Source organism: Caulobacter sp. FV1ye6ST, assembly GCF_058681225.1.
Genome location: NZ_CM178733.1, coordinates 757,708 through 769,621 on the forward strand (window position 1 = coordinate 757,708; position 11,914 = coordinate 769,621).

At 68.2% G+C, this 11,914-nt stretch carries 13 protein-coding genes; 5 read left to right on the forward strand and 8 right to left on the reverse strand.

All coding sequences use genetic code 11. The features are described 5' to 3' along the window. Positions 1–76: 76 nt before the first annotated feature. The 3 genes from ACW175_RS03625 (at position 77) to ACW175_RS03635 (ending at position 2,457) form a co-directional block, all read left to right on the forward strand. Positions 77–460, forward strand: coding sequence for a lysozyme inhibitor LprI family protein (locus ACW175_RS03625; protein WP_492103291.1), 384 nt, complete (start codon positions 77–79; stop codon positions 458–460). Between the two features lie 66 nt (positions 461–526). Next, positions 527–1,504 (forward strand): NAD(P)H-dependent flavin oxidoreductase, encoded by a 978-nt coding sequence (locus tag ACW175_RS03630; RefSeq protein ID WP_492103292.1) that lies wholly within the window; start codon positions 527–529, stop codon positions 1,502–1,504. A 506-nt stretch (positions 1,505–2,010) separates the two neighbouring features. Then, positions 2,011–2,457, forward strand: a complete 447-nt coding sequence (locus ACW175_RS03635; protein WP_492103293.1) for a hypothetical protein — start codon at positions 2,011–2,013, stop codon at positions 2,455–2,457. Positions 2,458–2,577: 120 nt separating this feature from the next. On the opposite strand, the gene uvrB is transcribed toward ACW175_RS03635, so the two are convergent. The 8 genes from uvrB to ACW175_RS03675 form a co-directional block, all read right to left on the reverse strand. After that, on the reverse strand, positions 2,578–4,848 hold the full coding sequence (uvrB, locus tag ACW175_RS03640) for an excinuclease ABC subunit UvrB (protein ID WP_492103294.1): 2,271 nt from the start codon (positions 4,846–4,848) through the stop codon (positions 2,578–2,580). An 83-nt stretch (positions 4,849–4,931) separates the two neighbouring features. Beyond that, positions 4,932–6,434, reverse strand: coding sequence for a tetratricopeptide repeat protein (locus ACW175_RS03645; protein ID WP_492103295.1), 1,503 nt, complete (start codon positions 6,432–6,434; stop codon positions 4,932–4,934). A gap of 87 nt (positions 6,435–6,521) precedes the next feature. Continuing rightward, positions 6,522–7,463: a hypothetical protein gene (locus ACW175_RS03650; protein WP_492103296.1), complete on the reverse strand. Its 942-nt coding sequence runs from the start codon at positions 7,461–7,463 to the stop codon at positions 6,522–6,524. A gap of 47 nt (positions 7,464–7,510) precedes the next feature. Beyond that, positions 7,511–8,383, reverse strand: coding sequence for a DNA/RNA non-specific endonuclease (locus ACW175_RS03655; RefSeq protein ID WP_492103297.1), 873 nt, complete (start codon positions 8,381–8,383; stop codon positions 7,511–7,513). A gap of 45 nt (positions 8,384–8,428) precedes the next feature. After that, positions 8,429–8,899 carry a hypothetical protein gene (locus ACW175_RS03660; RefSeq protein WP_492103298.1) on the reverse strand — a complete coding sequence of 157 codons (471 nt, stop codon included), beginning with the start codon at positions 8,897–8,899 and terminating at the stop codon, positions 8,429–8,431. Positions 8,900–8,911: 12 nt separating this feature from the next. After that, positions 8,912–9,235 carry a hypothetical protein gene (locus ACW175_RS03665; RefSeq protein WP_492103299.1) on the reverse strand — a complete coding sequence of 108 codons (324 nt, stop codon included), beginning with the start codon at positions 9,233–9,235 and terminating at the stop codon, positions 8,912–8,914. A 156-nt stretch (positions 9,236–9,391) separates the two neighbouring features. Then, positions 9,392–9,802 carry a DUF1810 domain-containing protein gene (locus tag ACW175_RS03670; RefSeq protein WP_492103300.1) on the reverse strand — a complete coding sequence of 137 codons (411 nt, stop codon included), beginning with the start codon at positions 9,800–9,802 and terminating at the stop codon, positions 9,392–9,394. 8 nt (positions 9,803–9,810) lie between these two features. Further along, complete coding sequence (locus ACW175_RS03675; RefSeq protein ID WP_492103301.1) at positions 9,811–10,188, reverse strand: VOC family protein; 378 nt, start codon at positions 10,186–10,188, stop codon at positions 9,811–9,813. A 138-nt stretch (positions 10,189–10,326) separates the two neighbouring features. Here ACW175_RS03675 and ACW175_RS03680 point away from each other — a divergent pair, with 138 nt between their 5' ends. Together ACW175_RS03680 and ACW175_RS03685 are read left to right on the forward strand one after the other, a co-directional pair. Continuing rightward, positions 10,327–10,656 (forward strand): PadR family transcriptional regulator, encoded by a 330-nt coding sequence (locus ACW175_RS03680; RefSeq protein ID WP_492103302.1) that lies wholly within the window; start codon positions 10,327–10,329, stop codon positions 10,654–10,656. Positions 10,657–10,688: 32 nt separating this feature from the next. Then, positions 10,689–11,657: an HAAS signaling domain-containing protein gene (locus ACW175_RS03685; protein WP_492103303.1), complete on the forward strand. Its 969-nt coding sequence runs from the start codon at positions 10,689–10,691 to the stop codon at positions 11,655–11,657. Positions 11,658–11,914: the final 257 nt, after the last annotated feature.

Genomic DNA, 11,914 nt, shown 5'->3' on the forward strand with positions numbered 1-11,914 from the left:
GTCCACACCACCTAGAAGCACTGGCGTTCGGCGAGGTGCGCGCTAAGGTGGTGTTCCCCCGGTGGAGCTTGCCCAGATGATCCGCGTCCTCGCCGTCGCCTCACTTCTGCTGCTGGCCGCGCCCGCCGCCTCTCAAGCGCACGGCGAGACCGCCCGCGACCGTTGCGCCCGGCCGGGCGCGTCGAACATGGAGCTGTTCCAGTGCTTCGCCGGCCCGCGCGCCGACGAGGACGCCCGGCTCAACCGGGTCTACAAGGCGCTGATGGCCCGGCTGAAGCCCGCCCAGAGGCTGGCCCTGCGCGACGAGCAGCGCGCCTGGATCAAGGACCGCGACGCCGCGTGCCTGCCCTACTATGACGAGACGCAATACGGCCGGCAGGGCAAGATGGACGGCGAGGAATGCATGACGGACCGCACCATCGTCCGGGCAAACGCGCTGGCGCGGATGGGGCGGCGCTGAAGGCGCTTGCCTGCCCCTAAGGTCACCCCGGCATAGTCTCCCAAAACCAGAGGGAGCGACCCAGCCATGGCCATCAAGACCCGTTTCACCGCGCTGTTCGGCGTCGAGCACCCGATCGCCCAGGGCGGTATGCAGTGGGTCGGCAAGGCCGAGTTGGTCAGCGCCGTCGCCAATGCCGGGGCGCTGGGCTTCCTGACCGCCCTGACCCAGCCGACGCCGGAAGCCCTGGCCAAGGAGATCGCCCGCACCCGCGACCTCACCGACAAGCCGTTCGGGGTGAACCTGACCATCCTGCCGGCCATGACCCCGCCGCCCTATGCCGAGTACCGGGCCGCGATCATCGAGAGCGGCGTCAAGATCGTCGAGACCGCCGGCTACAAGCCTCAAGAGCACGTGGACGACTTGAAAGCCCACGGGGTCAAGGTGATCCACAAGTGCACCGCCGTCCGCCATGCCCTCAGCGCCGAGCGGATGGGCGTCGACGCCATCTCGATCGACGGCTTCGAGTGCGCCGGCCATCCGGGCGAGGACGACATCCCCGGCCTGATCCTGATCGCCGCCGCCGCCGACAAGGTGAAGATCCCGATGCTGGCCTCGGGCGGCATAGCCGATGCGCGCGGCCTGGTGGCGGCCCTGGCCCTGGGCGCCGACGGCGTCAACATGGGCACTCGCTTCTGCGTCACCCAGGAGGCCCCGATCCCGATGGCCTTCAAGGAGCAGATGGTCGCCAATGACGAGCGCCAGACCGACCTGATCTTCCGCACCCTGCACAATACGGCCCGCGTCATGCGCAACGCCGTCAGCCAGGAGGTCGTGCAAATCGAGCGGGCCGGCGGCGCCAAGTTCGAGGACGTCGCTCATCTGGTCGCCGGCACGCGAGGCCGCGACGCCCTGGCCAAGGGCGACACCGACGGCGGCATCTGGAGCGCCGGCATGGTCCAGGGCCTGATCCACGACATCCCGACCGTGAAGGACCTGGTCGACCGCATCGTCGCCGAGGCCGAAGCGCTCATTCGCGGCCGGCTGGCGGCGATGGTGGGGTAGGGGAGCGGCCGGATGGCGAAATCCGGTCCCGGCTGTCCGGGTTGCCCGGACCTCCCGTTCTCCTCAGCCTGAATCCACCGTCGTTTCTGTGTTCCAGGGTCGACTACCTTAGGGATGGTGCAGTTGCAGAGCTTCCCCCGCGCCGACGAGCACGCCCGCTCGATCGCCGCGCGGAGGGGGCCGAGTTCTCGAAACCGTCTCCCCATGAGAGAGGGTTTCCGGCGCGCGACCCTGCTTGGCGAAAGCCCCCTTTCACCCCGGAAGTGCGCCTGCCTCACATCTCGCGGCGAGACGATCGCAGGTCTGATCAGGCCCCTCAAGGAAGCCCGGCAAGTTGCAGCCTCCATGGGATTTGATAGGCGCACCGCCCGAGGGCTGCGTGTGGCGCTCAATCGCCCTACCGCTAAAACACCGGGGCCTCAGCCCCCGTCGCCGCCCGCTCCCCCAAAGATTGCACTTTTTCCCCGAGGTCGCCTAAGCTGATCTATCAGTCGAGGGCGCTATCCATGTTTCGTCTTATCTCCCCCGTCGCCGCGGTCGCGGCCTTTGTTCTCTGCCTGGCGCCAATCGCCGCGCGGGCGGACGAGGCGCCTGAGGGGCCGCCGGCGGCGGTTCAGGCCAAGGTCGATGCGTTCATGACGTCGCTAAAGGCCGGCAAGGTCTCCGAAGCCTACACGCAAGCCTTCGCCGGCACCCTGATGAGCAAGAAGCAGGCGGAGCTCGAGCAGGCCGTCGCCGGGACCGAGAACGGCCTGCGCTATTACGGCGGGCTGCGAGACTGGCAGCTGGTGGGCACGAGCAGGCCGGCGGACGGCTTCGTCGTGGCGGTCTATATGGCGCGGCTGGAGAGCGCGCCTTTGTTCATGCGCTTCCAGGCCTATGACAATGGCGCGAAGTGGATCGTCTACAACATCATCTTCAGCGACAACTACGACACGATGAAGGGCTGGTAGGCGAGCGCTGACCTCCTCCACCGGCTTCGCCGGTTCCCCTCTCCCACAATGGGGAGAGGGGAGCCCGCGCGGCATGTGTCCAGCTGGCCCCCTCCGGCTCGGAGTTTATCCTCGGCCGTGCTACTTCCGCTTCTTGCGGAACTCCTCGGCCTTCTCCTGGCGGATCTCGGCCCGCAGGCGCTTCGGCGCCGACTTGTCGACCTCGTCCCCCGTCGCGGCCAGGACCTCGTTGGCGAATTCCAGGTCCATCAGCTTCATGCGCTTGATCTCGTCGCGCAGGCGCGCGGCGGTCTCGAACTCGAGGTTGGCGGCGGCCTCGCGCATCTTGGCCTCCAGGTCCTTGAGCGCGGCCTTGAAGTTGTCGCCGCTGAATGGGCGGTCGTCGGTCTCGGACATGCCCATGGGGACCAGAACGCGGTCGCCGCGCTCGTAGGGGCTGTTGAGGATGTCCTTGATGTCGCGCTTGACGCTCTCGGGCGTGATGCCGTGCTCGAGGTTATAGGCGTGCTGCTTCTCGCGGCGGCGGGCGGTCTCGGCCATGGCCCGCTCCATCGAGCCGGTGATCCGGTCGGCATAGAGCACGACCTTGCCGTCGACGTTGCGCGCGGCGCGGCCGATGGTCTGGATCAGCGAGGTCTCCGAGCGCAGGAAGCCTTCCTTGTCGGCGTCGAGAATGGCCACGAAGCCGCACTCGGGGATGTCCAGGCCCTCGCGCAGCAGGTTGATGCCGACCAGCACGTCGATATTGCCCATCCGCAGCTCGCGGATGATCTCGATGCGCTCCAGGGTGTCGACGTCGGAGTGCATGTAGCGGACGCGGATGCCCTGTTCGGTCAGGTACTCGGTCAGGTCCTCGGCCATCTTCTTGGTCAGGACGGTGACCAGGGTGCGGTAGCCCTTCTTGATGGTCTGGCGGATCTCGTCGACCACGTCGTCGACCTGGCTGGCGCCGTCCTTGGCGACCGGGCGCACCTCGACCGGCGGGTCGATCAGGCCGGTGGGACGGATCACCTGCTCGGCGAAGACGCCGCCGGCCCGCTCCATTTCCCACGAGGCGGGGGTGGCGCTGACGTGCACCGTCTGCGGCCGCATGGCGTCCCACTCCTCGAACTTGAGGGGGCGGTTGTCGAGCGCGCTGGGCAGGCGGAAGCCGTACTCGGCGAGGGTCCATTTGCGATTGCGGTCGCCCTTGTACATGGCGCCGATCTGCGGAACCGTCTGGTGGCTCTCGTCGGTGAACAGCAGGGCGTTGTCGGGGATATATTCGAAGAAGGTCGGCGGCGGCTCGCCCGGCTGGCGGCCGGAGAGGTAGCGGCTGTAGTTCTCGATGCCGGCGCACGAGCCGGTGGTCTCGATCATCTCCAGGTCGAAATTGGTGCGCTGCTCCAGGCGCTGGGCCTCCAGCAGCTTGCCGTTCTCGTACATCCAGGCCAGGCGCTCCTTCAGCTCGGCGCGGATGGCGATGATCGCCTGGCGCAGGGTCGGGCGCGGGGTGACGTGGTGGCTGTTGGCGTAGACCTTGATGGTCTCCATGTCGGCGGTCTTCTTGCCGGTCATGGTGTCGAACTCGGAGATCGCCTCGACCTCGTCGCCGAACAGGGTCACGCGCCAGGCGCGGTCCTCATAGTGGGCGGGGAAGATCTCGATGGTGTCGCCCCGGCGGCGGAACGTGCCGCGCTCGAAGGCCACCTCGTTGCGCTTGTACTGCTGGGCCACCAGGTCGGCGATCAGCTGCTTCTCGTCCACCCGGTCGCCGACCGTCAGGGTGAAGGTCATGGCCGTGTAGGTCTCGACCGAGCCGATGCCGTAGATGCAGCTGACCGAGGCCACGACGATGACGTCGTCGCGCTCCAGGATCGCCCGGGTGGCCGAGTGGCGCATCCGGTCGATCTGCTCGTTGATGGAGCTGTCCTTCTCGATATAGGTGTCGGTCCGGGGCACATAGGCCTCCGGCTGGTAGTAGTCGTAATAGCTGACGAAGTACTCGACCGCGTTCTCCGGAAAGAACGACTTCATCTCGCTGTAGAGCTGGGCGGCCAGGGTCTTGTTCGGGGCCAGGATCAGCGCCGGGCGCTGGGTGGCGGCGATGACCTGGGCCATGGTGAAGGTCTTGCCCGAGCCCGTGACGCCCAGCAGCACCTGATCCTGGTCGCGGGCGTTGATGCCGTCGACCAGTTCCTTGATCGCCGTCGGCTGGTCGCCGGCCGGCTGGTAGTCGGAGACCAGCTTGAACTTTTTACCGCCCTCGGACTTGTCCGGCCGCGCGGGGCGGTGCGGGGTCCACAGCATGGGCATGGCGGCGTCGGCGACGTCCTGGACGACATCCAAGACGAAGGGCGTCGAGACGTCGGAAACGCCCCCAAGAGGCGCGGTGTCGGGGGTGCGAGGCATGGCCCCAAGTTAGGGACCCGCGAGGCTCACGGCTAGTGGGCCTGCTGACGCGGAGTGGCAGCAGCCTGGCGGGAGGGGCGGTGCTAGATCCGTCCCCAGTAGGTTCCTGCCAGCGGCACGGTCAGCACGCGGCCCCAGCGGGCGACGGCGGCCTGGACCTCGGGGCGGGCCTGAACGCTCTTGAGGCGGGCGCGGAAGGTCTTTTCATAGGCGGACTCGCCAGGCGGCGGGCGGGCCGTGCGGAAAGCCTCCAGCGCTACGCCGCGGGTGACCGGGTCGTCGAGCCGCTGGACATAGAGGGCGGCGGCTTCGTCGAGCTGCTCGGCGCAGACCTGGGCCTTGGTGACCGCGCCGCCATTGTCCTTCCAGCGCGCGACCATCGTCTGGGCCATGGCGCGGGCGGCGGCCAGGTCGCCCAACTGGGCCTTGGCGCAGGCTAGGCCCGCGTCGCGCCACATAAGGCCGAAAGGCGAGCTTTGCTTCTCCTTGACCGAGTCGAGCACCTTCAGCGCCCGCGCGGCCTGGCCGGCGTCGATCAGTAGCTCGGCCCGGTTGATGCGCTGGCTGACTCCGTCCTTGCCCTCGGCCTCGACCATGATCCTGTCGGCGTCCTCGTAACGGCCGAGGGCGGACAGGGTGTAGGCGTGGCTGTTGAGCATCCACGAGCGCTGGGCGTCGGCGTCCTCGAATTTCTCCCCGGCCTTCAGGCGGCGGACGTGGTCCTCGCCCAGGACCAAGGCCTCGTCATACCGGCCGAGCGCGCGAAGGGCGTCGATTTCGCCGGCGACGTTCATCAGCAGCTCGGGCTGGCGACGACGCGCGTCGCGCCAGCGCTCCAGGTCGATCGTCTGGACCTTGAGCCAGTCGAAGCGGCCGGCGGCCTCCATCTCGGGCCAGATCTTCTCGAAGCGGCGATCCTGGGCCACGTCGAGCAGCGCGAGCGGGTCCGTCGTGCGGTCCAGCAGGGCGAGAGCCTTGGTCCTGTCGCCGTCCTCGACGGCGAGGCGCGCCAGGGACTGGGCCCAGCCGTTGTCGACGGCGTCGCGGCCGGCGGCGTCGCGCCACGGCACCGCGCGCAGGTGGGTGAGCAGGTCGGCGGTCAGGGCCGCATCGCCCCGGGCGCGCTCGGTCGCCCAGCCGAAGGCGCGCGGATCGGTGTCGGCGAAGACGCTCGCGTCCACGTCGATCAGGCGGCCGACCGCGCCGATGAAAGTCTTGGCGTCGCGCCGGCGCTCGCCGTCCCGTAGCAGCGTCCAGTTGGCGGCCTGAATCTCGCCAGGGTCCTGGGCGATCGGCGCCAGGCGCGTGGCGGCCGACAGCGCGGTGGGCGAATCCGCCTTGGCGCAGGCCAGCACCATCAGCAGGGCCACGCGCTGGAAGGGCGAGGGCAGGTCCTTCAGCCCGGGATCGGCCTCGATCCGCGCCAGCCGGGCCTCGACCGGCTTGCAGAGCGAGGGATCGTTCTTGCCGGTGAACAGCATGTCGGCGACGGCCGCGACCTCGGTCTTGAGGTCGGCCGCCGCTTGACCCGGCGCGGTCTGGGCGGCGAGGGCGGCGGCAAGGGCGAAGGGGGCGAGCAGGACCATGCCCAAACACAGCATGTTCCCAAGCGGCGGACAATGCTCGGTTGAGCTTCCGGCCGCTCCGGTCCCGGGCGGCCGACCGGGGTCCGCCTAGCTTAGCGGCAGCTTGGCGTCGCCGAGGGTGACGCCGTCGAACACCGCCTCGGTGTGCAGCTGGGCGATCTTGGCGGCGACGGTCGTGCAGCGCGCCGGATAGGTGTCGGAGCCGATGGCCGACAGGGCGGTCAGCTGCGCCGCCAGGGTGGGTCGGGCCAGGGCGGCGGCGATCTTGTCCACGCCCCGGCCCTGGTGGGTGATGTCGGACGCCCAGATGGCCAGCCGGGGGTCCTTGCCGACCAGGCCGTAACGGTTGGCCGCGGCCTGGACCTTGCGGCGCATGATGCCTGAGGCGACCTTGACCGAGGCGTCGATCGCCAGCGGGTCGTTCAGCAGCCAGTGCATCAGCTTGGCGCCGTTGCGGACCTCGGTCTCGCCCGCCGTGGTGGTGTCGGGGTTGAGATAGCTCATGAACCCGACCAGCTGGGTCTCGACCTTGCCGTTGGGGCGATGGACCTGGGTCTCGGCCTCGAGCGAATACGATGTCGCGTCGTCCGTCCGCCAGACCTTGCCGTCGACCAGATGCAGGTCGGGGAAATAGTCCGCCGCCTTGGGCAGCTTCAGCAGCGCGCGGAACAGCAGGATGAGGTTGTCCTTGGGCGTGTGCGCCGCCAGCTGATAGAAGCCGAAGGTGAAGCGGGCCCGGTCATAGGTGTTGAGCACCAGATGATGCCCGCCGCCCTCCGCGGTGACCGTCGGCCACATGAAGTGCGCCCAGAGGCCGATCGAGGCCGCCGCCGCCTGACGATCGTAGTAGAGCTTGGGCAGCTTGCTCAGGCTGGGTTGATAGAGGCCGCGATGCTGGCCGTCGCCGTCCTTGAACGCCACGGTCTCGCCCACCAGGAAGGCCGGCTCGGTCGAGCCATGGACCTTCGCGCTCCACTTGCTCCCCTTCACCTGGGGAGCGCCACTGACGCTGATGTCGAGCTGGATCATTGTCGTCTCCCGCGCCGCCGGCGCGTTTCTGTCCATTCAGGAAAGGGTCAGTCCTTCACCGCGTTCGCGCAGCCCTGCCCGTGTCCCCAGAAACTGCCCTTGCTGCTCTCCAGGATGTTCTGGTCGCGGCGGGGGAGGGCGGTCAGGAAATCGAGGCCGGTCTCGACCTCGAGTTGGCTGATCGGGACGATGAACTTGTCGGACGGGGTCTTCTTGTAGGCCTTGTTGTCGAGGCGGAAGCCGATCGCCCGGCCGCGCGTCACGTCGTACAGCACCTTGAAGTAGGCGGCCGGCGACAGGATCTTGTACGGGCCCTTGCCGATCCACAGGGCGCTGGAGCCGTAGATCGGGCCGGTGATCACGATCACGTCCTGGTGGCCGCCGCACAGCACGGCCGCGCGCACGTCCTCCTCCAGGAACCGCCACTGGGCGCGGTTGAAGCCGGCTCCCACCTGCGGCGACATGTTGCTCATGTAGAAGCTGTCGTCGGTCTGGGGCTGGCTGGACTTGAAGTCGGCCGCCGGGGCCTGATGGCCGCGATCACGGGGATTGGCCGGGTCGGTATAGTCCTGCGGCGTCGGGCTGAAGCCCTTGGCGTCGGGATCGGCGCGGAAGTTGTCGGCACGCTTGGCGGTCCCGGTCAGGGCGGCGGGCGACAGCCGCTCGATCACCCAGTCGGGATTGCGCGTCTCCTTGTTGAACGACACGGCGTAGCCGTCGCGGCAGATCAGGATCTGCTTGGCCAGTTCGTCGTCGCCGCGATGACGGGGCAGGCCGACCTGGGCGAAGCGGGCCAGGCAGGCGGCCGGGGCCGGATCGGCCCTTGCGCCCTTCCGCGGCGTCCCCGGCGGCGTGGCTTGAGCGAACGCGAGGGCGGGCGTCAGCGCCAGGATCGCGGCGCTCAAGAGCGAGCGGATCATGTCGGTCTCTCCCGTTCAGGGATCAGGGCAGGGATCAGGGCGGGGTCAGGTCTGGGTCGTGTCGCCGGTGTTGGCCTGGCCGCCCGTGCCGCCGCTGCTGTTGCTGGAGATGCCCTTGGAGATGATGAAGCTGCCGCCGCTGATGCCGATCAGGCCCAGCACGGTCGGCGGCACCTCGACGAAGGCCCCGGCCTCGATCGACAGCAGCAGGAACAGCCCGGCCACCACGAAGGTGAAGATCAGGAACTGGAAGCGCGACAGGCTGGCCTTGACCGGCACGCGGCGGACGGCGGCGGCCACGGCGTCGGCGGTCGGGGCCTGGCCGCCGGCGGCGGTGACGGCCGCGACCAGGGCCGCCTTCAGCGCCGTCTCCGACGGGATCTCGGCGATCAGCCCGTCCAGCTCGCCCCGCTTGGTGGCCAGCCGCCAGGCGACCACGGCCGCGAAGCTCAGGATGATGGCGACGACGCCGATGCCGACGACGTAGGCTAAGAGGCCCCACGGCGTGTTGATCATGATGCTTCCCCCTCAGGTGCGTTCATAGAACTTGCCGCCGATGTGCACGCCGAGGCTGGCGGCCAGGATCGAGAGCGCCTCGGTCGGAAGTTCGGGCAGCTTGTCGGCATGGGCCGAGATCGCCTGCAGCCCCAGGGTCGCGTACCAGACGGCGAAGGCGACCACGACGCCCAGGGCCTGCAGCCGCGCGGGCGACACGCCGCCGGTCTTGGGATTGACGATCAGCCCCCGGACGTCTCCGCCGGAGAAGCCCTTCAGCAGCAACACGGCCGCGATCACGGCCAGCCAGATCAGCAGGCCATATTCGGCATAGTCGGCGATCGGCTTCAGCGACATGTGCGCCCCGGTTGCAGGCCTACGCGACGAGACAAACGGACGTGCGGAAACAGGCGCGCTAGGACGTCGTGCGTCCGTCGACACATCGGAATTCACGCCCCCGGTACGGTCGTGAAGCTGACGCGAATTCTTTCGAGTGTCAACTCAGGGATGTTTTTAAAGCCGGGCCAGCGTCAGCGGATCGGGCGCGCCGGCGAAGTACTTGTCCAGCGCGTTCCGGAAGCGCGGTTCGTCCGGCGCGGCGGCCTGGAACAGGGTCAGGGACGAGCGGAGCTTCAGGTCGTCGGGTGATCCGAACACGGCTTGGGCGTCGCGGCTGGGCAGGGCCAGGATAGCCTCGACCGCCTCGATCAGGCGCCGCCCCAGCACGGGGTGGGCCAGATAGGCGCGGGCCTCGTCGAGGTCGGCGATGGCGTAGAAGCGGGCGGTCGGGCCGCGGCCCAGGCCGGCGACCTGCGGGAACACGAACCACATCCAGTGGCTGGTCTTCCGGCCGCGCTTCAACTCGGCGAGGGCGGTGTCATAGGTGGCGGTCTGGGCTTCGACGAAGCGGCCGAGGTCCGTCATCGCGGGGTTCAGTAGTTGCCGAGGCTGAGGATGTTGCCGTCCGGGTCCTTGAACCAGACGACCCGCATCCCGCCGGACAAATGAACGTCGCCGTCGCGGCTCATGCCCGGCAGGTCATAGCGCTCGAAGACGACGCCCCGGCCTCTCAGCATTTCCACCGCCGAGTCGAAAGTCTCGCCCAGCGCCCAGGTCAGCACCGTGGCCTTGTTGCCGCCGGCGAACTGGGACTCGTAGACCAGCACCAGCGATTTGCCGGCCTGGAAGGCCTGGACGCGGGGTTGGTCCGAGGGGAGGGGCTTGAGGCCCAGGACCTCCTCATAGAACGGCCGCGCCGTCTTCAAGTCCGTCACCGCCACCGTGGCCTGGGCGTCCTGGTCGCCGAGCATTCGAAAGCCTCCGTCTCGTTCGCCGGAGAAAAGCCGCGAAGCCGACCGGCGTTCCTTGGCCGTTGACTCCGGTATGTACTGTATGTCATACAGTGTGTATCACACACCATGTGCCACACACTATGCGACGCACACTCAATGCCGACTGACACCGACATCTTCGAATCGCTCCGCCAGGAGCTGCGGCGGGGGAGCCTGATCCTGGCCGTCCTCGCCCAGCTGCGGGAGGAGCGCTACGGCTACAGCCTGCGCCAGGCCCTGCGGGTCGTGGGCGTGGAGATCGACGAAGGCGCGCTCTATCCGATGCTGCGCCGGCTGGAGACCCAGGGGCTGCTGGCCAGCGAATGGCGCGAGGAAGACAAGCGCAAGAAGCGTTTCTACCAGTTGTCGGACGAGGGGCGGCGCGTGCTGGCCCGCCTCGCCGACGAATGGCGCGCGATCAACGCCGCCCTCGAGCCGCTGCTGTGAAGCCGGCCTCTCACTCTCAAGGGGACAAGACCATGAGCGATCTGATCGATCGTTACCTCGCCGCCGTTTCGGCTCTCCTGCCCAAGGACCAGCGCCAGGACATCATCGCCGAGCTGCGCGACCTGATCATGAACCGCGTCGAGGAGCAGGAGGCCGTTCTTCGCCGTCCGCTCGACAAGCGCGAGATCGAGGCCCTGCTGCGCGACATAGGCCACCCGATCGCCGTGGCCGGCCGCTATGGCCCCCGCACCGCCCTGATCGGGCCGGAGCTCTATCCGTTCTGGGAATTCGGCGTGAAGGTGCTGCTGGCCATCGCCGCGATCGCCGCGATCATCCCGGCGGGGATCCTGCTGGTCACGGGGCAGGGCGGGCCGCACACGATCAGCGGCGTGGTCAACGACTTCATCGCCTCGGCGCTCACCCTGATCGGCTGCGCCACCCTGGTCGGCGCGGCGGTCGAGCGCGGCTGGATCAGGCTGGGCGACTTCAGCCAGTGGAAGGCCAGCGACCTGCCGCACATCCCGCAGGGCAAGGGGCTGTTCGTGAAGAGCCGCTTCGAGGGGCTGTTCGAGCTGATCGTCACCCTGCTGTTCATCGCCTGGTGGACCCGGCTGCTGCCGTTCCCGATGGGGGCGCTCGTTCATAATGGCGGCGACGTCGGGATCGCGCTGAGCCCGGTGCTGAAGGCGCTGTACTGGCCGATCCTGGCCTTTTCGGTGGCGCAGGCGCTCTCGTCCCTGATCGTGGTGGTCAAGCCGGGCTGGGTGCGGCCGCGCGCCAGCCTGGAGCTGATCTGTTCGCTGGGCGGCCTGGCCCTGGTCGCCATCCTGTGGCCGGCCCAGCCGCTGATCACCCTGATGCTCCCCACCGCGCCGGGCGAGAATCTGGTCCGCCTGCAGGAGACCGTCGACCTGTCCTTCAAGGTCATGATGGTCGTCGCGGCGGGTGTCTATTTGACCAAGCTGTTCGTCGAGGGGCGGCGGCTGGTGAGGGGAAAGTAGGGGGCGGTTTGGGCTGGGCGAAGCTCCGTGTTCTGAGTCTTCGTCCGGCGCGAATATTAAGGTTTATGTCCTCGTCGAGTAACGATGCGGCGCCGCCGAAGGCGGTTCAGAAATCGGCGAACACAGGTGCGACAAGGCGTTTCCGTCTCCAAAAAAACGACGCTCTTGATCGTCCAGCTTTTCGCGATGATTCAACGCGTTAACCTTTCAACTGTGCGACTTCTGAGCGCAGTGGGCATGTTGCAGCGCAGCAAGTG

Coding starts and splice junctions, on each gene's coding strand:
- ACW175_RS03625 (WP_492103291.1), top strand. CDS start 77: ATGATCCGCGTCCTCGCCGTCGCCTCACTTCTGCTGCTGGCCGCGCCC.
- ACW175_RS03630 (WP_492103292.1), top strand. CDS start 527: ATGGCCATCAAGACCCGTTTCACCGCGCTGTTCGGCGTCGAGCACCCG.
- ACW175_RS03635 (WP_492103293.1), top strand. CDS start 2,011: ATGTTTCGTCTTATCTCCCCCGTCGCCGCGGTCGCGGCCTTTGTTCTC.
- uvrB (WP_492103294.1), bottom strand. CDS start 4,848: ATGCCTCGCACCCCCGACACCGCGCCTCTTGGGGGCGTTTCCGACGTC.
- ACW175_RS03645 (WP_492103295.1), bottom strand. CDS start 6,434: ATGGTCCTGCTCGCCCCCTTCGCCCTTGCCGCCGCCCTCGCCGCCCAG.
- ACW175_RS03650 (WP_492103296.1), bottom strand. CDS start 7,463: ATGATCCAGCTCGACATCAGCGTCAGTGGCGCTCCCCAGGTGAAGGGG.
- ACW175_RS03655 (WP_492103297.1), bottom strand. CDS start 8,383: ATGATCCGCTCGCTCTTGAGCGCCGCGATCCTGGCGCTGACGCCCGCC.
- ACW175_RS03660 (WP_492103298.1), bottom strand. CDS start 8,899: ATGATCAACACGCCGTGGGGCCTCTTAGCCTACGTCGTCGGCATCGGC.
- ACW175_RS03665 (WP_492103299.1), bottom strand. CDS start 9,235: ATGTCGCTGAAGCCGATCGCCGACTATGCCGAATATGGCCTGCTGATC.
- ACW175_RS03670 (WP_492103300.1), bottom strand. CDS start 9,802: ATGACGGACCTCGGCCGCTTCGTCGAAGCCCAGACCGCCACCTATGAC.
- ACW175_RS03675 (WP_492103301.1), bottom strand. CDS start 10,188: ATGCTCGGCGACCAGGACGCCCAGGCCACGGTGGCGGTGACGGACTTG.
- ACW175_RS03680 (WP_492103302.1), top strand. CDS start 10,327: ATGCCGACTGACACCGACATCTTCGAATCGCTCCGCCAGGAGCTGCGG.
- ACW175_RS03685 (WP_492103303.1), top strand. CDS start 10,689: ATGAGCGATCTGATCGATCGTTACCTCGCCGCCGTTTCGGCTCTCCTG.